The organism is Pseudomonas frederiksbergensis (assembly GCF_000802155.2).
GTDB lineage: Bacteria > Pseudomonadota > Gammaproteobacteria > Pseudomonadales > Pseudomonadaceae > Aquipseudomonas > Aquipseudomonas frederiksbergensis_A.
On record NZ_JQGJ02000001.1, the window covers coordinates 572,112 to 592,353 of the forward strand.

Annotated in this window: 25 protein-coding genes and 1 tRNA gene; 9 read left to right on the plus strand and 17 right to left on the minus strand. The window is 59.7% G+C overall.

The window, feature by feature from the left end; translation table 11 throughout:
* Positions 1 to 52: 52 nt before the first annotated feature.
* Positions 53 to 1,066 (plus strand): zinc-dependent alcohol dehydrogenase, encoded by a 1,014-nt coding sequence (locus JZ00_RS02535; RefSeq protein ID WP_039592839.1) that lies wholly within the window; start codon positions 53 to 55, stop codon positions 1,064 to 1,066.
* A 3-nt stretch (positions 1,067 to 1,069) separates the two neighbouring features.
* On the opposite strand, the gene JZ00_RS02540 is transcribed toward JZ00_RS02535, so the two are convergent.
* Both JZ00_RS02540 and JZ00_RS02545 read right to left on the minus strand, forming a co-directional pair.
* Complete coding sequence (locus tag JZ00_RS02540; RefSeq protein ID WP_039592838.1) at positions 1,070 to 1,537, minus strand: MarR family winged helix-turn-helix transcriptional regulator; 468 nt, start codon at positions 1,535 to 1,537, stop codon at positions 1,070 to 1,072.
* Positions 1,538 to 1,624: 87 nt separating this feature from the next.
* Positions 1,625 to 2,080, minus strand: coding sequence for a hypothetical protein (locus JZ00_RS02545; RefSeq protein ID WP_152668389.1), 456 nt, complete (start codon positions 2,078 to 2,080; stop codon positions 1,625 to 1,627).
* A 74-nt stretch (positions 2,081 to 2,154) separates the two neighbouring features.
* Here JZ00_RS02545 and JZ00_RS02550 point away from each other — a divergent pair, with 74 nt between their 5' ends.
* The 5 genes from JZ00_RS02550 to JZ00_RS02565 all read left to right on the plus strand — a co-directional run bounded on the left by JZ00_RS02550 (position 2,155) and on the right by JZ00_RS02565 (position 6,857).
* A complete protein-coding gene (locus tag JZ00_RS02550; RefSeq protein WP_235433039.1) occupies positions 2,155 to 3,603 on the plus strand; it encodes a DKNYY domain-containing protein in 1,449 nt (482 codons plus the stop codon).
* Complete coding sequence (locus tag JZ00_RS31355; protein WP_235433040.1) at positions 3,558 to 4,172, plus strand: DKNYY domain-containing protein; 615 nt, start codon at positions 3,558 to 3,560, stop codon at positions 4,170 to 4,172. The genes JZ00_RS02550 and JZ00_RS31355 overlap by 46 nt, the downstream gene beginning before the upstream one ends.
* An 82-nt stretch (positions 4,173 to 4,254) precedes the next feature.
* Positions 4,255 to 5,160 carry a transcriptional regulator GcvA gene (gcvA, locus tag JZ00_RS02555; protein WP_039592836.1) on the plus strand — a complete coding sequence of 302 codons (906 nt, stop codon included), beginning with the start codon at positions 4,255 to 4,257 and terminating at the stop codon, positions 5,158 to 5,160.
* A 77-nt stretch (positions 5,161 to 5,237) separates the two neighbouring features.
* Positions 5,238 to 6,065, plus strand: a complete 828-nt coding sequence (locus JZ00_RS02560; protein WP_039592835.1) for a DMT family transporter — start codon at positions 5,238 to 5,240, stop codon at positions 6,063 to 6,065.
* 30 nt (positions 6,066 to 6,095) lie between these two features.
* Entirely contained in the window at positions 6,096 to 6,857 is a 762-nt protein-coding gene (locus JZ00_RS02565; protein WP_039592834.1) for an SDR family oxidoreductase, read from the plus strand.
* A gap of 112 nt (positions 6,858 to 6,969) precedes the next feature.
* On the opposite strand, the gene JZ00_RS02570 is transcribed toward JZ00_RS02565, so the two are convergent.
* From JZ00_RS02570 to thrS, 9 genes are all read right to left on the minus strand, one after another.
* A tRNA-Pro gene (locus JZ00_RS02570) sits at positions 6,970 to 7,046 on the minus strand.
* A gap of 90 nt (positions 7,047 to 7,136) precedes the next feature.
* Complete coding sequence (locus JZ00_RS02575; protein ID WP_003179985.1) at positions 7,137 to 7,493, minus strand: MerR family transcriptional regulator; 357 nt, start codon at positions 7,491 to 7,493, stop codon at positions 7,137 to 7,139.
* The gene (ihfA, locus tag JZ00_RS02580) at positions 7,474 to 7,776 is read right to left on the minus strand and encodes an integration host factor subunit alpha (protein WP_002553164.1); all 303 of its coding nucleotides are present in this window, start codon (positions 7,774 to 7,776) and stop codon (positions 7,474 to 7,476) included. The genes JZ00_RS02575 and ihfA overlap by 20 nt, the downstream gene beginning before the upstream one ends.
* Before the next feature lie 3 nt (positions 7,777 to 7,779).
* A complete protein-coding gene (pheT, locus tag JZ00_RS02585) occupies positions 7,780 to 10,158 on the minus strand; it encodes a phenylalanine--tRNA ligase subunit beta (protein ID WP_039592833.1) in 2,379 nt (792 codons plus the stop codon).
* 26 nt (positions 10,159 to 10,184) lie between these two features.
* A complete protein-coding gene (pheS, locus tag JZ00_RS02590) occupies positions 10,185 to 11,201 on the minus strand; it encodes a phenylalanine--tRNA ligase subunit alpha (protein ID WP_039592832.1) in 1,017 nt (338 codons plus the stop codon).
* Between the two features lie 109 nt (positions 11,202 to 11,310).
* Positions 11,311 to 11,667, minus strand: a complete 357-nt coding sequence (rplT, locus tag JZ00_RS02595) for a 50S ribosomal protein L20 (RefSeq protein ID WP_039592831.1) — start codon at positions 11,665 to 11,667, stop codon at positions 11,311 to 11,313.
* A 30-nt stretch (positions 11,668 to 11,697) separates the two neighbouring features.
* Positions 11,698 to 11,892, minus strand: a complete 195-nt coding sequence (gene rpmI / locus JZ00_RS02600; protein ID WP_002553160.1) for a 50S ribosomal protein L35 — start codon at positions 11,890 to 11,892, stop codon at positions 11,698 to 11,700.
* Between the two features lie 60 nt (positions 11,893 to 11,952).
* On the minus strand, positions 11,953 to 12,504 hold the full coding sequence (gene infC, locus JZ00_RS02605) for a translation initiation factor IF-3 (protein WP_169432615.1): 552 nt from the start codon (positions 12,502 to 12,504) through the stop codon (positions 11,953 to 11,955).
* Entirely contained in the window at positions 12,504 to 14,426 is a 1,923-nt protein-coding gene (gene thrS, locus JZ00_RS02610; RefSeq protein WP_024779373.1) for a threonine--tRNA ligase, read from the minus strand. The genes infC and thrS overlap by 1 nt, the downstream gene beginning before the upstream one ends.
* 374 nt (positions 14,427 to 14,800) lie before the next feature.
* On the opposite strand from thrS, the gene JZ00_RS02615 reads away from it, so the two are divergent.
* Positions 14,801 to 15,103 (plus strand): hypothetical protein, encoded by a 303-nt coding sequence (locus tag JZ00_RS02615; RefSeq protein ID WP_039592830.1) that lies wholly within the window; start codon positions 14,801 to 14,803, stop codon positions 15,101 to 15,103.
* Positions 15,104 to 15,392: 289 nt separating this feature from the next.
* On the plus strand, positions 15,393 to 15,605 hold the full coding sequence (locus JZ00_RS02620; RefSeq protein WP_003179963.1) for a cold-shock protein: 213 nt from the start codon (positions 15,393 to 15,395) through the stop codon (positions 15,603 to 15,605).
* A 65-nt stretch (positions 15,606 to 15,670) separates the two neighbouring features.
* Here the strand turns inward: JZ00_RS02620 and JZ00_RS02625 are convergent, their stop codons facing one another.
* Together JZ00_RS02625 and JZ00_RS02630 are read right to left on the minus strand one after the other, a co-directional pair.
* Positions 15,671 to 15,985 (minus strand): I78 family peptidase inhibitor, encoded by a 315-nt coding sequence (locus tag JZ00_RS02625; RefSeq protein WP_039592829.1) that lies wholly within the window; start codon positions 15,983 to 15,985, stop codon positions 15,671 to 15,673.
* A 163-nt stretch (positions 15,986 to 16,148) separates the two neighbouring features.
* Positions 16,149 to 16,454, minus strand: a complete 306-nt coding sequence (locus tag JZ00_RS02630; RefSeq protein ID WP_039592828.1) for a hypothetical protein — start codon at positions 16,452 to 16,454, stop codon at positions 16,149 to 16,151.
* Positions 16,455 to 16,584: 130 nt separating this feature from the next.
* Between JZ00_RS02630 and JZ00_RS02635 the strand changes: the two genes are divergently transcribed.
* Positions 16,585 to 16,782, plus strand: coding sequence for a hypothetical protein (locus JZ00_RS02635; protein ID WP_039592827.1), 198 nt, complete (start codon positions 16,585 to 16,587; stop codon positions 16,780 to 16,782).
* A 42-nt stretch (positions 16,783 to 16,824) separates the two neighbouring features.
* Here JZ00_RS02635 and JZ00_RS02640 read toward each other — a convergent pair whose 3' ends face one another.
* Genes JZ00_RS02640 through JZ00_RS02655 form a run of 4 tightly spaced genes read right to left on the minus strand, consistent with a single transcriptional unit; the run spans position 16,825 to position 20,241 of the window.
* On the minus strand, positions 16,825 to 17,853 hold the full coding sequence (locus tag JZ00_RS02640) for a nucleoside hydrolase (RefSeq protein ID WP_039592826.1): 1,029 nt from the start codon (positions 17,851 to 17,853) through the stop codon (positions 16,825 to 16,827).
* 29 nt (positions 17,854 to 17,882) lie between these two features.
* A complete protein-coding gene (gene rbsD / locus JZ00_RS02645; RefSeq protein ID WP_039592825.1) occupies positions 17,883 to 18,287 on the minus strand; it encodes a D-ribose pyranase in 405 nt (134 codons plus the stop codon).
* Entirely contained in the window at positions 18,284 to 19,198 is a 915-nt protein-coding gene (gene rbsK, locus JZ00_RS02650) for a ribokinase (RefSeq protein ID WP_039592824.1), read from the minus strand. Before rbsK ends, rbsD begins: the two co-directional genes overlap by 4 nt.
* A gap of 23 nt (positions 19,199 to 19,221) precedes the next feature.
* Entirely contained in the window at positions 19,222 to 20,241 is a 1,020-nt protein-coding gene (locus JZ00_RS02655) for a LacI family DNA-binding transcriptional regulator (protein ID WP_039592823.1), read from the minus strand.
* Position 20,242: the final 1 nt, after the last annotated feature.

Here is a 20,242-nt window from a genome sequence, read left to right on the forward strand (position 1 = left end):
AACACAGTCCACCCCTAGGTTAGCGGCATACCCAAGGCGTAGGAGCAAGACCATGAAAGAGCTTGTCGTCCAGCACCCCGGCCAACTGGCCTGGGTGAACGTGCCGTCCCCCCTATTGACCAGCCCGCGCAGTGCCCTGGTGCGGCCCATCGCCTCGGCATCCTGCGACCTCGATCGGCGCTTGATCGCCGGTCTCACGCCGTTCAAGCCGCCGTTTGCCTTGGGCCACGAATGTGTCGCTGAAGTGCTGGAGGTCGGCGACGAGGTCACCGGCGTGCGTCGCGGCGACCTGGTGTCGGTGCCGTGGAAAATCGCCTGCGGCGAGTGCCGCCAGTGCCTTGCCGGGCGGGCCACCGCTTGCACCGCCGTGGCTCGACATGCGGCCTTCGGCGTCCCGGCGGGCGGACACTGGGGCGGCCTGTTCTCCGAAGTGGTCCTGGTGCCCTTCGCCGATGCGATGTTGGTGCCACTGCCGCCCGGCCTGAATCCGTTGGCTGTCGCCAGCGCCAGCGACAACTTGACCGACGCCTGGGTCGCCGCCAGCCGACCTATCGCCTCGCGCCCGGATGCCCGCGTGCTGGTGGTCGGCGGCACGGAGAGCCTGGGGGTCCTGGCGGTGCAGATGGCGGTGGCCGCGGGGGCGGCAAGTGTCGATTATCTGGACGACAATCCCTACCGACTGGACCTTGCCCAACGCAGCGGCGCCAATGTCGACCCCGGCCAGGTGCTGGATGAGCGTTACGACGTGGTGGTCTCCGCTACGCGTGACCCGCAGGCGTTGCATCGGGGTCTGCTGGCTCTCGCCCCCGGTGGTCATTGCTCATGCATCGGTATTATTTTCGACGACCCGAAGATTCCCTTGTTCGGCATGTACCTGCGCGACGTGACCCTGTCGGTGGGCGTCTGCAATGTGCGCCCGCACATTCCCAAGGTGTTCGAGCTGGTCGGCAGCGGACGCTGCGATCCGCTGCTGGTGAGCCCGACCATCGTATCGTGCGAAGACGCCACCGAAGCACTGGTGCAACCGTTGGCCAAATGTATCGTAGTGCGCGAGCGCATCACTTGAGGCTCAATTGAGGCGCTCGGCCAAGGCCTGCATTACTTTCGTCCAGGCATCTTGACCCAGGGAGTCGGTTTGCGCGAACGCCTGGCGCAAGGCCTGGCGCTCCAGCTCGGACGCCTGGTGCTCAAGCGCCTGGCCCTGCTCGGTGAGGGCCAGCAGCTTGAAGCGGTGGCGTTCCGGCTGGCGTGTGTAGCAAACCAGCTCACGCTCGAACAGGTGCGTCAACGGTCTGTGCATCGCCTGCTTGCTGACACCAAGCGTGATCGCCAGGTCGCCTACGTTGACTTCGTCTGCCCGGGCGATGATGTACAAGATGCGATGGTGCACGCGGGACAGGCCCTGGGTTTGCAGGAAAGCATCGGCGTCAGCGGTCAAGCCACGGAAGCCGAAGTGCAGGAGCTCCAGGGCGGAATCGAGGGGGTCCAGTGCCTGCAGACGAACGGATGCTGCGTTGATTTTTCTGTCGATGACCATGCTGTTCTCACCCGATGAACTGGCGGAGAGTCTGAGCCTTTTATCCCCGGAGCTCCCGGCGCCAATTATCGCGCAGAGGAAACCGAGTCATTTCGGCGCGTACTCCTTGCACATATCCTGCGCCATGGCAGCAAGCGGAGATTTGAGGATGGTGCTCGTGATGCTTGCCACCTCGAGTTTATAGGAAGGGTCGGATTTGATTTTCCTGACTTGCGACTTTTTTGCCTCATCGATCTTGGGGTCGGAGGCCATCGCATTCTCGACGTCGCCGTTCAGGCCTGGGTTGGTTTTGTTGCAAACTTGCTCCATCGCGACCATTGTCACTGACCATTGATGCTCTTCCTCTTGCTGATTCGCCAGAGAGTTCCCAGTAAAAGCGAAGCCCGCCAGGCACAGCGACACCCTGAAAATCCTTGTCGATGACATCATTATTCCTTTGGTAATAGGGCATTTATTTCGATGAACAACACAGCCGAGGGTGGGAAGAAGACAGGTATTGGTCCCCGTTTCAACATCGACAATATCAGGGTCGGCACTATACATAGGATCGCCACGGCGCTGGACAACCGCTCCCGCGCAACATCACCGGCTTGGCTCCATATTCAGGTCGCAGCAACATGACAGACACAGACACCGCTCTTGTCGACTGGGAGCCGCTCGACCTCGAATCGCATCAAGGCTTCGCGTTCGCGGACGGTGTGCTGCTGGGCGACGGGCGAGTGCCCGATGTGTACATCCTGCTCGACCCTGAAGGCGCACGCCCCGACGCGATAGCACGATTTGCCAGTGAGGGGCACTATCCTCCCTCGCCCCTCCTTGCCGGCCAGCCTATCTGGCGGCATCGGCGCAACCCTTGGCTGTTGCGCGATGCTCGAGGCGATTACTACTTGCTTCCCTCCTACCGCGCGCGCCACGGCTACCACGCGCTTCATGCGCTGCCGTTTCGGTTCGACGAGGGGCTGGAAAGCCTCGGCCACCAGTACTGGCGTGATCGGACGGGTGCCTATTGGTTCGGCGACTACGACATCACCCGGATCCGGGCGGCACGACCCGACAGCCTGGCGCTGCTGGCATCATCGCCAGCCTCGGTGACTTCATCCTCTGCCCTGTTCAGCGACGGGGTGAGTATCTTTTTGCAAGGGCAATTCATCGCCAGCGCCCCGGCCCGGGTGCGGTATTGCAACCACCCGGCCTATCGAGTCATCGATGATCAGGTCTACAAGGGCTTCAAGCCTTTGCACCAGAAGGACGGCACACCGCTGCCGATCGAAAACCCGGACGGTTTCCAAATGCTCGCCCAACGCTGGGGAACGGATGGGCAATCAATCGTCGTGCAAGCGCAGCAGGGCTCGAGCGTTTCCTATGAATACTTCTACCGCATCGACAATGCCGACCTGGCAACTTTCACCGTACTCAACGAACGCTACGCCAAGGACAGCCGGCGCGCCTATTACCTGACCGGCAAAACCCTCCGCTACGTTGGCGATTTCCGGCTGCTCAAGCGCTGCCAACCGGTGTTCGACGAGTGCGGCCGCGTGGTCGGCAGCAGTGAATGCGAAGATGATTATTTTGCCGTGGACGACTCGTTCGTCTACGCCGCAGGGACCCGGCTGCGTGGCGCCCACGGTCCGAGCTTCCGCCACCTGGGGTTCGATTATTACCGCGACCATCAACACGTCTACAGGCGCCAGCAACGCTTGGATGTCGACGCGCAAAGCTTCGTAGTGACTCAGCTCTGTCAAAATGACCAGGACTACTGGCCCGTGCTGGCGGGCGACAAGCACGGCCCGCTGGGCTCTGGCGGGATCATCGACACAGCCATGCAAGAGGCATGGGCGCCCTACTTCGAGGCCCATCCGCAGTTGCAAGGTTATTGGTGGCACGATTTACAGGCATCGGAACCAAGCAAACGCTCATTGAAACAGCGCCATTACAGGAGATCGGCCTCGGTTTCGAGGTCGGCAGCCAGGTTTATTTCCATGGGCGTGTCATCAACGGGCTGGACGCCGCAAGTTTCAAGTTGCTGGGCAAGCACCTGTGCGGCGATGCACAGGGTTTGTACCTGATCCCATTTCATAACGCCGAAAAGCAAGTGCCCGAACGTTTTTCCCAAGAGCCCGTAGAGCGTTTCCGCGAGCTCGGCGGGCCCTACCTGACGGACGGCAAGAGTGTGTTCTGCCACCGGATTTTCTATCATCCGCCCGAACCGATTCGTAAGGCACAACTTGCCACTTTCGAGTCCTGTGGGCATGGCTGGGCGAAGGACCAAGACACGGTGTATTACTACGGCGAGGCGAAAAGACGCCTGCATCCCGCCGATACCCGCATCCTCGGTACCTACGCCGTCAGCCCTGCACTGATCCTCTCGGAGGGCAAGCCCCTTGATGTAGCGTTCGACCCTGACGAAGTCCGCGTGCCGCATCCCGATTTCCTGCAATTGGGCACGCGCAAGTTGTTCTGCCATCGAAGGCCGGTGAGCGCCAAGCGTATCGACCTGGCCACCTTCGAATTCCTGAATGAGCGTTATGCCCGAGACAGCCAGCGGATCTACCACTACGACGGCTATGCAACGCTGACTGAAGTCGACGAAGCCCAGTATCGGCAGTCCCTGGTCGATACGGCGACCCACGCTTAGAAACCGCACCAACTCAAGGTATGGCTCTATCATGAGCTAACACTCATGATGCGCTTTTACGCCGAATTGCCGGGATACCTTGATGAGAGACCTGCCACCGACCGCCACGTTGCGTGCCTTTGAAGTCGCCACCCGACACCCCACGTTTACCGCTGCGGCGCAGGAGCTGCATGTGACGCAGAGCGCAGTCAGCCATCAGCTCAAGCACCTGGAGGCGCTTTGGGGTTTGCAGTTGTTCGAGCGTGGCAAATCACTCACCCTCACGGCAGCGGGGGCTACGCTGGCACCCATCGTGCGGGAATTCTTCATGAGCCTGGAAGCGACCCTGGGCGATCTGCGTGAACAAAAAGGCAGGGTCAGGCTCGAAGTCAGCACCACCTATTCCTTCGCACTGAAATGGCTGTTGCCACGCTTGCCGGGGCTTTCCCGCCACTATCCAGAACTGCTGGTCTCGCTGGACACCACGGACAAGATCATCCATTTCTCCAGCGCCCAAGCCGACGTCGCGATCCGGCTCGGCAAAGGCAACTACCCCGGCCTGTACTCCGAGTTCCTGTTCGGCGAGCAGGTGTTCCCCGTGGCAAGTCCCGATCTGCTGCAGCGCTTCGGCGCGCCAAACAGCCCCGCCGAACTGCTGCATTACCCGCTGCTGACCCGCGATGGCGCCGAGCTGGTACCGAAATGGGAGGACTGGTTTCAAAAGATCGGGCTGGAGTTCTTGCCGCTCAAGGAGAGCGTCAGGTTCGGCGACACCAACATGACGGTGGAGGCGGCGCTGCTCGGACAAGGGGTTGCCTTGGTCCGCAGCGGCCATGTTGAAACCGAAATCAGCGATGGTCGGCTGGTGCGGTTGTTCGAGGTGCCGTACCCATCGCCGCTTGCCTATTATTTTGTCTGCCCCAAGGGCATCGAATCGCAACCGCACATCGTCAGCTTTCGCCAATGGTTGACCAGCGAGGCGTTGAAAGTTCAAGACGCCTATGACTGATGCATGAGGCTTTACTCATGAAGCAATGAAGAGACTTCTCTGTAAGTCCGCCCGTCGGGTTGCCTAGAATGGCGACCATGCCTATTCACATCGTCCTGCTGGTTCTGTTCGCCGCGCTCCTGCATGCCAGCTGGAACGCCCTGCTGCGTGGCGGCTCGGATCGACTCTGGTCAATGACCGTGATGTGTATCGTCATCGCCATCGCCAGTGTCATCGCTGCAGTGTTCATGGTGGCACCAGCGCCGGCCAGCTGGGGCTATGGGATGCTTTCGGCATTGCTGCATGTCGGCTACAACCTGTTTTTGGTACGCAGCTACCGGGTCGGCGACCTGGGGCAGATCTATCCGATCTCACGTGGCTCGTCACCGGCGCTGATCACGCTCGGGGCCGCAGTCTTTGCCGGAGAAAACATTACCCCCGGCGAACTGCTCGGTATCGGGCTGGTGTCGGGCGGAATCATTTCGCTGGCCTTCCGGGGACGCAGCCTATCGGTTCCCAGCCTGCCCTACGCCCTGGGAACGGGTTGTTTCATCGCGGCCTACAGCGTCGTCGACGGCATTGGGGCCAGGCTCTCCGGCGCGCCGCTGGCCTACACGGTATGGATGTGCGCCTTGTGGGGCGTGTTGATGCCCCTGGTGTACATCGGCCTGCGCGATGCCCGCAGCTTGTTTTGCGTCCGCCCCGGAATACTCGCCGCCTCGGTCGGCGGGCTGGTCTCTCTGCTCGCCTACGCAATTGTCATTTACGCCATGAACGAAGCGCCTCTGGGCGCGGTATCGGCATTGCGCGAGACCAGCGTGTTGTTCGCGGTATTGATCGGCTATCTGTTCCTCGGCGAGACACTCACCGGCCGCCGGGTCCTGGCGTGCGTGGTGATCACCAGCGGCATCTTCATCATCGGCTGACCCGACCCACTGCTCAGGAGGAAACTTCCAATGGCTAAGAATTCGCAGACACCCCTGATCCTGATAACCGGCGGAAGCCGCGGCGTGGGTGCCGCCACCGCGCGGCTCGCCGCCGCACAAGGCTACGACGTTGCCATCAGCTACGTCGCCAACGAGCCCGCCGCGCTGGCAGTGGTGGCAGATGTCGAGGCCATGGGACGGCGCGCGTTGGCCGTCCGCGCGGACAGTTCGCAGCCCACGCAGGTCGCCGATTTATTCACAGCCATCGACCGCTCGTTCGGACGCATCGACGTCCTGGTCAACAACGCCGGGGTACTGTCGGCCCAGTCACGCCTGGAAGACCTCGCCTTCGAGCGCATGCAGCGCATCTTCGCAGTCAACGCAATCGGCCCGATCCTCTGCGCCCAGCAGGCGGTGAAGCGCATGGCCTACCGGTACAACGGCCCGGGCGGGGTCGTGATCAATATTTCCTCGGCATCGGCGCGCCTCGGTAGCCCCCATGAATATGTCGACTATGCAGCGTCAAAGGGGGCGCTCGAAACATTTACCATCGGGTTCGCCAAAGAGGTGGCGCGGGAAGGCATCCGCGTCAACTGCATCCGCCCCGGGCACATCTACACCGACATGCACGCCAGCGGCGGCGAGCCGGGACGGGTCGATCGCGTAAAGGACTCCATCCCGATGGGGCGTGGCGGCCAACCGGAGGAAGTGGCGCGGGCCATTCTATGGCTGGCGAGTGGGGAGGCATCGTTTGTGACGGGGACGTTTCTTGATGTGACTGGGGGGAAATGAGGTCTACCGCGGAAAATAAAAGCCCGGCTGAGGAGCCGGGACGGAGTCCCGTAAAAGTCACGCCCATGAAAAAGCCCAACTCGTAAAAGTTGGGCTAACTCATTGAAAAATATGGTCGGGACGGAGTGATTCGAACACTCGACCCCTAGCACCCCATGCTAGTGCGCTACCGGACTGCGCTACGCCCCGACTAGGCGTGAATCTTGTTCCGCTTCTCAACGGAACGCTCAGGAATATATCGCAAGCTTTTGAAAACTGGAAGTATTTAAAAGCAGAAATTTATTTCTTGAGCACCACCAGCACATCTTCGAGCTCGGCGATCATCTGGCGGATCATTTGTTTGTACTGGGTTGTATCGTCCTTGGCCTCGTCACCGGAGAGGCGCAGGCGCGCGCCGCCGATGGTGAACCCCTGGTCGTACAGCAGCGCGCGGATCTGCCGGATCATCAGCACGTCCTGGCGCTGATAATACCGGCGGTTTCCGCGGCGCTTGACCGGGTTGAGCTGAGGAAACTCCTGCTCCCAATAGCGCAGCACATGCGGTTTAACCGCACACAGCTCGCTGACTTCACCAATGGTGAAGTAGCGTTTGCCTGGGATGACGGGTAGCTCGTCGTTATGACTTGGTTCCAGCATAAGCCTCAACTCGGGCCTTCAACTTCTGCCCTGGACGAAAGGTGACCACACGGCGAGCCGTGATCGGGATTTCTTCCCCCGTTTTCGGATTGCGGCCAGGCCGCTGGCGTTTGTCCCGAAGGTCGAAGTTGCCAAAACCGGACAACTTGACCTGCTCGTTGTCTTCGAGAGCGTGCCTGATTTCTTCGAAAAACAGTTCGACCAATTCTTTGGCCTCCCGTTTATTCAGGCCCAACTCCTCATACAGACGTTCCGCCATCTCAGCTTTCGTCAGAGCCCCCATACGTCACTTCCTTAACGTGGCGTTCAACCTGTGTTCGAGCGAGGTGAGGATGTTCTGCGTTGCGGTATTCACCTCATCGTCATTAAGAGTGCGCGATGGATGCTGCCAGGTCAAGCCGACTGCAAGGCTTTTTCTATGCGGATCAATGCCTTTACCCTGATACACGTCAAATAGCCTGAGGTCCGTCAGCCACTCGCCTGCATTTTCACGAATTACTGCCAGTACGGCACTGGATGCAACGCCAACATCGGCCACCAGGGCGAGGTCGCGACGCACTTCAGGAAAGCGCGATAACTCTTGGAATTTCGGCATTTTTCCCTGGGCGACTTCGGCCAGGACCAGCTCGAAAACGAAGACTGGACGGTCGAGACCCAGGGTCTTGGACAGTTCAGGGTGGATCGCGCCGACGTAACCGACTTCGCGGCCGTCTCGCTCGATGCGCGCGGTCTGGCCTGGGTGCAGCGCCGGATGCTTGCCTGGAACGAAAGTGAACGCGTCGAGCGCACCGGCAAAGCCCAGCACCGCTTCCACATCAGCCTTGACGTCGAAGAAGTCCACGCCATCACGGCCTTGTGCCCAACCTTCCGGCAGGCGGCTGCCACATACGACACCGGCCAGCATCGGTTCCTGCTTCAAGCCATCCAACTGCCCCACGAAGCGCAGGCCGCTTTCGAACAAGCGCACCCGATCCTGTTGGCGGTTCAGGTTGTGCTGAAGCGACTTGACCAGGCCCGGCCACAGCGACGAGCGCATGGCCGCCATGTCATTGGAGATCGGGTTGGCCAGCAGCAGCGGCTGGACGCCTGGGTTGAACAGTTCAAACTGACGCGGATCGATGAAACTGTAGGTGATCGCCTCCTGATACCCACGAGCCACGAGCAGGCGACGCAACTCCGGCAGGTCGCTGCGAGCTTCGGCCTTGGCCTGTGGGGCCAGGCGCGCTTGCGGGTAGCGAACCGGCAGGCGGTTGTAACCGTACAGGCGGGCCAGCTCTTCGATCAGGTCGACTTCCAGGCTGATATCGAAGCGATGGCTTGGTACTTCGACTTGCCATTGCCCTTCCCCATCGGCACGGATGGTCAGCCCCAAGGCGCCGAGCAGGCGCTCGACTTCGGCCGGGTCCATTTCCATGCCGAGCATCTGGGTGATGCGCTGGGCGCGCAGGGTAACCGGTGCGATCTTCGGCAGGTGCTGCTCGCTGACGGTCTCGATGATCGGGCCGGCTTCGCCACCGGTGATTTCCAGCAGCAGGCCAGTGGCGCGCTCCATGGCTTCACGGGCCAGTTGCCAGTCCACGCCACGCTCATAGCGGTGCGAGGCGTCGGTGTGCAGGCCATAGGAGCGAGCCTTGCCGGCGACCGCGATCTGGTCGAAGAATGCGCTTTCAAGGAATACATCACGGGTCGTGGCGCAGACACCACTGTGCTCACCGCCCATCACGCCGGCAATCGCCAAGGCGCGGGTATGGTCGGCGATCACCAGTGTATCGCTGCGCAGGGCCACTTCCTGGCCATCGAGCAATACCAGCTTTTCGCCTTCCTCGGCCATGCGCACACGGATGCCGCCGTTGATTTCGGCGAGATCGAATGCGTGCAGCGGCTGACCCAGCTCAAGCATTACATAGTTGGTAATGTCGACGGCCGCGTCGATGCTCCGCACCTCGGAGCGTCGCAGGCGCTCGACCATCCACAGCGGCGTCGGCCTGGACAGGTCGACGTTACGAATCACGCGACCCAGATAACGCGGGCATGCGGTCGGTGCCAAGACTTCCACCGGACGGACTTCGTCGTGCACGGCCGGGACGTTCGCGACGACCGGGCGAGTGACCGGGGCGGCGTACAACGCACCGACTTCACGGGCCAGGCCAGCCACCGACAGGCAGTCGCCGCGATTTGGCGTCAGGTCGACTTCGATGCTCGCATCGTCCAGCCCCAGGTATTCACGGATGTCCTTGCCAACCGGCGCATCCGCTGGCAGCTCCATCAGGCCATCATTGCCTTCGCCAATCTGCAGCTCGGCCTGGGAACACAACATGCCGTTGGATTCGACGCCGCGCAGCTTGGCTTTCTTGATCTTGAAATCACCCGGCAGTTCGGCGCCGATCATGGCGAACGGGATCTTCAGGCCCGGGCGCACGTTTGGCGCACCGCACACGACCTGGAAAGTTTCCGCGCCATTGCTGACCTGGCAAACCCGCAGTTTGTCGGCGTCAGGGTGCTGCTCGGTGCTCAGCACTTCCCCCACCACTACGCCGCTGAATGCACCGGCGGCCGGCGTCACACTATCGACCTCGAGGCCGGCCATCGACAGGCGAGCAACCAGCTCGTCCTGGCTTACCTGCGGGCTAACCCAGCCGCGCAGCCATTGTTCACTGAATTTCATCCTGCTCTCCTAAAGATTCGTTACGACTAGCGAAATTGCGCGAGGAACCGCAAGTCGTTGTCGAAGAACAGACGCAAGTCGTTCACGCCGTAACGCAGCATGGCCAGGCGCTCGACACCCATGCCGAAAGCAAAGCCCGAGAATTCTTCCGGGTCGATCCCGGACATGCGCAACACGTTCGGATGGACCATGCCGCAACCCATGACTTCCAGCCAACCGGTCTGCTTGCAGACGCGGCAACCCTTGCCGCTACACATCACGCATTCCATGTCGACTTCGGCCGATGGCTCGGTGAATGGGAAGTACGAAGGACGGAAACGCACGGCCAGTTCTTTCTCGAAGAACACCCGCAGGAACTCTTCGATAGTTCCTTTCAGGTCGGCGAAATTGATGTCGCGATCTACCAGCAGGCCTTCGACCTGGTGGAACATCGGCGAATGGGTGATATCGGAGTCGCTGCGGTACACACGGCCTGGGCAGACGATGCGGATCGGCGGCTGCTGCGATTCCATGGTGCGGACCTGTACCGGAGAGGTATGGGTGCGCAACAGCATGTTCGCATTGAAATAGAAGGTGTCATGCATCGACCGGGCCGGGTGATGGCCTGGGATGTTGAGCGCCTCGAAGTTGTGATAGTCGTCTTCGACCTCAGGCCCCTCGGCAATGCCGTAGCCGATACGGGTGAAGAACTGCTCGATGCGTTCCAGGGTGCGGGTCACCGGATGCAGGCCCCCAGAAGCCTGGCCACGGCCAGGCAGGGTCACGTCGATGGACTCGGCGGCGAGCTTGGCAGCCAGGTCCGCCTCCTCGAACAGCGCCTTGCGCGCATTGAGGACTTCTGTGACACGCTCCTTGGCGACATTGATCAGCGCACCGACCTGCGGACGCTCCTCGGCCGGCAGGTTCCCCAGGGTCTTCATCACCTGAGTCAACTCGCCTTTCTTGCCAAGGTAGTGAACCCGGATTTGCTCCAGGGCATTGATATCTTCAGCGCTTTGCACAGCCTCTAGTGCTTGAGCGACCAGCGCGTCCAGGTTTTCCATGTACAGACTCCAGATACAAAATAGGGGAAGAGCTTTAAGGCTCTTCCCCTATTTATGACGTTTGACACCCGGGCCCACAGAGGTGAGCCCCGGTGACTGCCGGGGGTACTTAAGCCAAGGTGGCTTTAGCTTTCTCGACAATCGCAGCAAACGCCGCTTTTTCGTTCACTGCCAGATCAGCCAGAACCTTACGGTCGATCTCGATGGACGCTTTTTTCAGGCCGGCGATGAAACGGCTGTAGGACAGACCGTAGGTACGAGCACCAGCATTGATACGAGCGATCCACAGAGCGCGGAACTGACGTTTTTTCTGACGACGGTCACGGTAGGCGTATTGGCCTGCCTTGATTACGGCTTGCTTGGCAACACGGAATACGCGGGAACGCGCACCGTAGTAGCCTTTGGCAAGTTTCATAATTTTCTTGTGACGCTTACGGGCAATGACGCCACGCTTTACACGAGCCATGAGTTACTTCCTCTATTCTTGATCCAAAAATTAACGAAGGCGCAGCATGCGCTCGACTTTTGCCACGTCAGACGGATGCAGCAAGCTGCTACCGCGCAGTTGACGCTTACGCTTGGTCGACATTTTGGTCAGGATGTGGCTCTTGAAAGCGTGCTTGTGCTTGATGCCGTTAGCAGTTTTCAGAAACCGCTTAGCAGCACCACTTTTGGTTTTCATCTTTGGCATGTTCGGATACTCCGCATTCAGTTGATAAACATAATCGCAAGGCCTGCCGTGCCCTGGTGATTACTTCTTCTTTTTCGGGGCGATGACCATTATCAGCTGGCGTCCTTCCATCTTAGGATGCTGTTCGACCGAACCGTACTCGAGCAGGTCTTGTTCAACCCGCTTGAGGAGTTCCATCCCCAGCTCCTGGTGGGCCATCTCACGGCCGCGGAATCGCAAGGATACCTTGGCCCTGTCCCCGTCACTCAGGAAACGTACCAGGTTGCGCAGTTTTACCTGGTAATCCCCTTCCTCCGTCCCTGGACGAAACTTGATTTCTTTTACCTGAATCTGCTTCTGGTTTTTCTTCGCCGCGGCAATCTGCTTCTTTTTCTCGAAGATCGACTTGCCGTAGTCCATCACCCGGCAAACGGGTGGGACTGCGTCGGCGGAGATTTCCACCAGATCAAGCTTTGCTTCTTCAGCAATACGAAGCGCTTCATCAATCGAGACGATGCCAATCTGCTCGCCATCAGCGCCAATTAACCGAACCTCGCGTGCCGAGATATTCTCGTTGATCGGGGCTTTCGGTGCAGCTCGTTTATCTTGTCTCATTTCACGCTTAATAATAATTACTCCGAATCTGGGCGACCACGCCGGGAAACCGCTTGCGCGAGAAACTCAGCGAATTCGGCGACGGGCATCGAGCCCAGGTCAGCACCTTCACGAGTACGCACAGCGACAGTCTGCATCTCGACCTCCCGATCTCCGATAACCAAGAGAAAAGGAACCTTGAGCAAAGTATGCTCGCGGATTTTAAAGCCGATCTTTTCATTTCTCAAGTCGGACTTGGCACGAAATCCGCTTTGATTGAGAGTTTTTTCGACCTCGGCGGCAAAATCTGCCTGTTTATCAGTGATATTCATGATCACTGCCTGGGTCGGCGCCAGCCACGCGGGGAACGCGCCCTCGTAATGTTCGATCAAGATCCCGACGAAACGCTCGAAGGAACCGAGGATCGCGCGGTGAAGCATGACCGGGTGCTTGCGGCTGTTGTCTTCGGACACATATTCAGCGCCCAGACGGATCGGCAGGTTGAAATCGAGCTGCAAGGTACCACATTGCCAGACGCGACCGAGGCAATCTTTCAGCGAGAATTCAATTTTCGGACCGTAGAAAGCGCCCTCGCCCGGCTGCAGATCGTATGCAAGGCCCGCGCTATCAAGGGCGGCGGCCAGGGCGGCCTCGGCGCGATCCCACAGCTCGTCGGAACCGACGCGCTTTTCCGGACGAGTGGACAGCTTCATTTCGACTTCGGTGAAGCCGAAGTCGCGATAGACGTCCATGGTCAGCTTGATGAACGCAGCGGATTCGGCCTGCATCTGCTCTTCGGTGCAGAAGATGTGCGCGTCATCCTGGGTAAATGCCCGCACGCGCATGATGCCGTGCAGCGCGCCCGATGGCTCGTTACGGTGGCAGGCACCGAACTCGGCCAGGCGCATCGGCAACTCACGGTAGCTCTTCAGGCCTTGGTTGAACACTTGCACATGGCAAGGGCAGTTCATTGGCTTGATGGCGTAGTCGCGGTTTTCCGACTGGGTGGTGAACATGTTGTCGGCGTAGTTGGCCCAGTGCCCGGATTTCTCCCACAGGCTACGGTCGACCACTTGCGGCGTCTTGATTTCCAGATAGCCGTTTTCACGCTGGACCTGGCGCATGTACTGCTCGAGCACCTGATACATCGTCCAGCCGTTCGGGTGCCAGAACACCATGCCCGGAGATTCTTCCTGGGTATGGAAAAGGCCCAGGCGCTTGCCGATCTTGCGGTGATCGCGTTTCTCGGCTTCTTCGATACGCTGGATGTAGGCGGCAAGTTGCTTCTTATCCGCCCAGGCGGTGCCGTAGACGCGCTGCAATTGCTCGTTCTTCGCATCGCCACGCCAGTAGGCGCCGGACAGCTTGGTCAGCTTGAAGGATTTGAGGAAACGTGTGTTCGGCACGTGGGGGCCACGGCACATGTCGACGTATTCTTCGTGGTAGTACAGGCCCATGGCCTGCTCGTCCGGCATGTCTTCAACCAGACGCAGCTTGTAATCCTCGCCACGGGCCTTGAATACTTCGATGACTTCGGCGCGCGGAGTGACTTTCTTGATGACGTCGTAATCTTTTTCGATCAGCTGCTGCATGCGCTGTTCGATCGCTGCCATGTCGTCCGGGGTAAAAGGACGCTCGAAGGCAATGTCGTAATAGAAGCCTTCGTCGATGACCGGCCCGATGACCATCTTCGCGCTCGGGTACAGCTGCTTGACCGCATGGCCGACCAGATGTGCGCAAGAGTGGCGAATGATCTCCAGCCCCTCTTCATCCTTTGGCGTGATGATTTGCAGCGTGGCATCGCTGTCGATGACATCACTGGCATCGACCAGTTTGCCGTTTACCTTGCCGGCCAGGGTGGCCTTGGCCAGGCCCGCGCCAATGGATGCGGCGACCTCGGCTACGGAAACCGGGTGGTCGAATGAACGTTGACTGCCGTCGGGAAGAGTAATAGTTGGCATGGCGCCTCCTCTCCTAGTGGTGACCCCTACCAAAGGTCACGTGGGTTGGGATGAGCCAGTACAAGATCCAGTCCAGGCCATTCAATGACGAACGCCTGCCTTACAGCGGCAGGAGCCTTGCGGCCAACCGGGAAAACCGAACCAGAGTGACTGGGATTCAAATCAGGGTTAATCGAACATTTACCGCCACCGGGACCTGTCGTCATCCGGAGCCTGAAAAATACCCGAGCCCGGCATCCTAGCACAGATGAACGGTCATCGCCGCGCTTGCATTCAAGCGAGCGTAAAACCCCGGCTTTTATGCCAAAGTGCTGAACTGAAGCGCCTGCAACCCCTCAGATAACAAGACATCGACCCGAAAGGAGCATCCCAGCATGCGTCTGAACACGTTTTTCGCAGTAGTCGGCCCACTCGCCCTGCTGTTGCCATTGACCGCCCATGCCGAATGGCCAAAAGGCGAGCGCGAAAAATACATGGCCCAGTGCACCCAGACGGCAACGCCACAGATCGGCGCGGCAGCCGCCAAATCCCACTGTGCCTGCGGCGCCGACGCGATCAAATCCTACCCAGCCAGGGATATCCAGGCGTTGATGGACAACAAGGCCACCCCGGAACTGCAACAGAAAGCACTCGGCCAGATCGCTAAATGCAAGGCTAATTCGCCGGCGAAAAAATAAGGAATTGGGCGCTGGGAAGGCGCCTGACAGGGATAAAAAGGCTTGAATAAGCGCTTTTTCCTACGATTTACGCAGGTTTTTCAGCTTTTTTTAATGTCTTTACGTTCGGCTGAAAGCCTTTTAAACCGGGGCTTTCAGCCCGATCCGACGGTAAAGAAAACACGACTGATTGGCAAACAGCTCGTCCGGGGGGCTCCCAAATCGAACATTTCGACTATGATACCCGGGTGTGCCCAGTTGGCCTGAGCAGCACAGTACACTGAAAATATATGTTTCTTGGAGATACACCATGTCTAATCGCCAAACCGGCACCGTTAAATGGTTCAACGATGAAAAAGGCTTCGGCTTCATCACTCCTCAAGGTGGCGGTGACGACCTGTTCGTACACTTCAAAGCTATCGAAAGCGACGGTTTCAAAAGCCTGAAAGAAGGCCAGACCGTTTCCTTCGTGGCTGAGAAAGGCCAAAAGGGTATGCAAGCTGCACAAGTTCGCCCAGAGTAATTTCCCGGCGCGCTAAAAAAACCCCGTCCATGTGACGGGGTTTTTTATGGCCAGCTAAAAAGCCCTTAGCCGCAATTCACCCGGTTGACCACCAGGTTCGCATCGGTGTTGAGATTCAGGCGATCGGAACGGTACTCAAGCGTCACCATGTCGTTGGGCTTGAGGATACGGGCGTTTTGCGCACCGGAACGGGTTCGTGCCTGTTCCAGCAACTGGGGCGAGGCCTGCTTTCCAATCGCGAACTCGGCAGCCTTCGCCTCGCAGCGGCTGTGCCCGGTGTCGGCCGCCACAGGATCAGGGGTCGATTCGGACGTGCTGCTGCAACCGCTCAAGAGCGCAGCGGCCAGCAAAGTACTCAATGACGCGAGCTTCCAAGGCATGAAGCCTCCTTTTTCAATGAATTACCAGAGAGCGTGCGACAACCCAAACGAAACTTGGTTTCAACACCAAGGCCATCATCGTGCCCTCACTCGGAAAAAACGGCAGTTTGCCTGAGCCCTGCCCACTGTTCACTGCTGAATCGTGACTGAATATGAATGGCACTTAGTAAATGTCGATGTAATCGAAAGGCGGGTTCGGCCAGTTCTCTTTCAATGCGTTGTAGATCTGCATGACCCAGACCTCATCGCTTGCCGCGATTTTTCCGACGTACCCCGAGCCCTTCGCCCACGTTTCAAGCCGGAACAGCAAACCCTGGATGTCGGCGCCCCCTACGACACCTGAAGAAATATAGGCGATACCGTCCTTGGTCACACGCAACTGGGTATGCTCGTCATCACTGGCGCAAGCCAGCAGATCACGCACCGCCTCCAGGGTGAATTTCTCAGGATCCTTCAAGTCGATCTGCACGCTGGGGCTCCCGCGAAAAATAAAAAACCGAGTGTCGCACAGGGCTCGCCTGATGCCTAAGTCGCACTGCCAAACGCACTTCAAAAATGGTTAACTCAGCCTACAGACCTCCCAACCTGCGAGCCCCGCCATGAGCATCGTCAGCATCGAAGCCACCATCAACGCAAAATGGGCGCAGGGTCACAGCTCATACAGCCCAGGCAGCCCGGAAGAACTGGCGATCATCAGCATTGAGCTACTGGTCAAGGAACTGGGAACGCAAGCCGCGCAGAACTTCGTCAAGCAGGCGTTCGAACGCTACCCGAGCATGATCGAGACGACTGAATAAGGCTCCCACAGGCCTAAACCTGCGGGGCCGGCACCAGATGGGTTACTTGAGACGCGCCAATCGCTCGGTCAGCAGATCGAAGAACCCCTGGGCATCGCCATCCTTCACCCAGAACGCATTCTTTGGCGCTTTCAGGCCGTCGTACCAATCGACGACGGTCTGCCCGAAAGTCGGGCCTTCACGACTGTCCACCACCAGGTTGACCGAACGCCCGCTAAACAACTGCGGCTTGAGCAGGTAGGCGATCACGGTCGCGTCATGCACCGGCCCGCCTGTCATGCCGTAATGCTCCATGTCGCCCTTGACGTATTCGTTGAGAATGTCGCCGACCAACTTGCTCGCATTATTGTTCAGTGCTGCGATCTGCTTCAGGCGCGCCTCGCTGGTGAGGATCTTGTGGGTCACGTCCAACGGCAGATAGGTCAGCTTCACACCGCTTTTGGCGACGATCTCCGCCGCCTGGGGATCGGCATACAGATTGAATTCGGCCACCGGCGTGATATTGCCGCCGTTGAAGTGCGCGCCACCCATGATCACCACTTCCTTGATGCCCTGGACGATCCCAGGCTCTTGGACCAGCGCCAACGCCAGGTTGGTCTGTGGACCGAGCATGGCAATGGTGATGCTGTGGGGCTTGGCTGCCTTGAGCGTCTCGATCAGGTAATTGACGGCATTGCCTTCGGCCAAGCCTTTCTTCGGCTCATGCACGGTGACACCCGACAAACCCTCCTTGCCATGGATGTTTTCCGCGTAGATGGGCGTGCGCATCAACGGTTTCGGCGCACCGGCATAGACCGGCACCTCTTCGCGCCCCGCCCACTCACGGGCCAGGCGAGCGTTGCGCGATGTCTTGTCCAGCCGCACGTTGCCCGCCACGGTGGTCAAGGCGCGAATGTGCAGCTCCTCGGGAGATGCCAGGGCGAACAACAGCGCAACCACATCGTCGGCGCCTGGATCGGTGTCGATGATCAAGTCGATTTTTTCTGCCGCCTGGGCGCTAGTAGTCGTAATGAATGACAAAAGCAGCAGACTCCGCAACAGTTGACGCATTTTCCGAGCATAGCGGTGCATGGCGCACTCCTTGTGCAGGTGGATGAAATCTAGAACGTGACGCCAGCGATCAGCACCACGTTGCAATACGGAGAGCATTCTCCGGTGCGAATGATCGCCCTCGCCTCGCGCGTAAGGACCTTGAATTGCTCGTGGCTCACCAACTCCCGCGAACCCAGCGCGCCTTCGGCATGCAGCGCCTCCAACGTGGCGAGTGCTGACGGTTGCCTGTCGAGGATTTCCTCGGCCAGCACATGGCTTTCGACCTGCATCTCACTGAGCAGCACGTTCAAGGTACTGACAAAATCGGGGATGCCATGGGTCAACGCAAGGTCGATCAATTCGACGTGCGGCGGCACCGGCAGCCCAGCGTCACCGATCACCACCTTGTCGCCGTGGCCGAGCGAGGCGATCAGGCGTGACAAGGCAATATTCAACAAAGGGGTCTTTTTCATGATTCGAACGCCTGTACTTCAAGCAATGCGGGAATGGAAGGCTGCGCGCCCGCGCGGGTGACCGACAGCGCAGCGGCGACCTGGCCGAAACGAATGGCCTCGACTTCGTCCTTGCCATTTGCCAAGGCCGCCGCGAAGCCGCCGACAAACGTATCGCCGGCCGCCGTGGTGTCCACCGCCTTGACCCGCGGCGCCGGGAAGTGTTCGAAGCTCGTTCCGTTGGCGAACATCAACCCCTGCCCCCCCAGCGTTACGATCACCTTGCCGGCACCGGCCGCGATCAATTGCGTCGCCGCCGCTTCGGCGGTTTCCAGGGAATCCACGGCCAGGCCACTGAGCACCATCGCCTCGCTTTCGTTGGGGATCAGGTAGTCGACGTAGGCATACCAGTCGCTCGGCAAGGCGTGGGAGGCCGGCGCCGGGTTGAGGATGACGATCTTGCCGAGCTCACGGCCGCGCTTGAGCGCATGCCCGACAGTGGCATCCGGCACTTCTAGCTGGCAGACGATCACGTCAGCGCCTTGCAGCACTGCGTCGAAACTGTCGAGGACGCTGGGCGTCAGCTCACCGTTGGCGCCGGCGACGATAACGATCGCGTTCTGGCTGTTGTCGTCGACCACAATCAGCGCCACGCCGCTGGCCCCCTCCACCACGCTGACCGCCTGACAATCGATGCCCTCGGCCAGCAACGCACCACGCAACTGCTGCCCATAAGCGTCATTGCCGACGCAACCGACCATGGCCACTTGCGCACCCAGGCGCGCGGCAGCCACCGCCTGGTTGGCGCCCTTGCCGCCCGGGATGGTGGAGAACGACTCTCCGATCAGCGTTTCGCCACCACGGGGCAGACGCGGCGCGCGCGTCACCAGGTCCATGTTCAGACTGCCTATTACCACTACTTTTGCTGGCATACATCATTACTCGTCAATTCGGTTCAGCGGTATTGGGCGAATGTACCGGACAACGGCGCAGTCGATTCCCGCAAGACAATGCTCGGCGTCACGATCCGCTGATCAGTGGCAAGCCCCGGCGTTGCGATCCGCCGAAGCAGCACCTCGGCCGCCATCTCCCCCAGGTCCAGGATCGACTGCCCTACCGTGGTGAGCGCCGGGTAGACGTAACGGCTCATCTGGATGTCATCGAAGCCGATGATCGACAATTCGCTGGGCACGCGGACGTTGCGTTCGGCGGCGGCGCGCAATGCACCGATGCCAATCATGTCGTTGGCCGCGAAAATCGCACTGGGTGGCTGCTGCTCAAGCAGTCGGGCCGCCGCCCGGTAACCGCCGATACTGGTGAAATCGCTTTCGAGCATGCGCTCGACGGGCAGCTCGATTCCCGCCTCTTCCAGTGCACGGCAGTAACCCGCCAGGCGCATTTGCGCCACGCTGGTGTCCGCGGGGCCGCCGATAAAGGCAATGTCGCGATGTCCCAGGTCCAGCAGATGCCGGGTTGCCAGGTAGGCACCATATTCATGGTCGATACGGACCAGGTCCGCGTCCACTCCATCGAGGCCGCGGTCCACGATCACCATCGGCGTACGCACATTGGTCAAGCCCTCGGCCAGGCCCACATCGCCCCCGGCCGACGCCACGATCAATCCATCGATACGTTTTTCCAGCAGCACCCGCAGATAACTGCGCTGCTTGTCCGGGTTGTCATCGGAATTGCAGAGGATCACGCAGTAACCATTGCGCTCACAGTAATCCTCTATCCCGCGGGCCAGCTCGGCGAAGTACGGGTTGAGGCTGTTGGGCACCAGCAGGCCAATGGTGGCCGTGGTCTTGGCCTTGAGCGAGCGCGCCACCGCACTGGGCACGTAGTCCAATCGCTCGATGGCGGCCTCCACCTTGCGCCGCACCTCGTCACTGACCGGCCGCGTCTTGTTCACCACATGGGACACGGTCGTGTAGGAAATCCCGGCGAGCGCCGCCACATCCTTGATCGTCGCCATG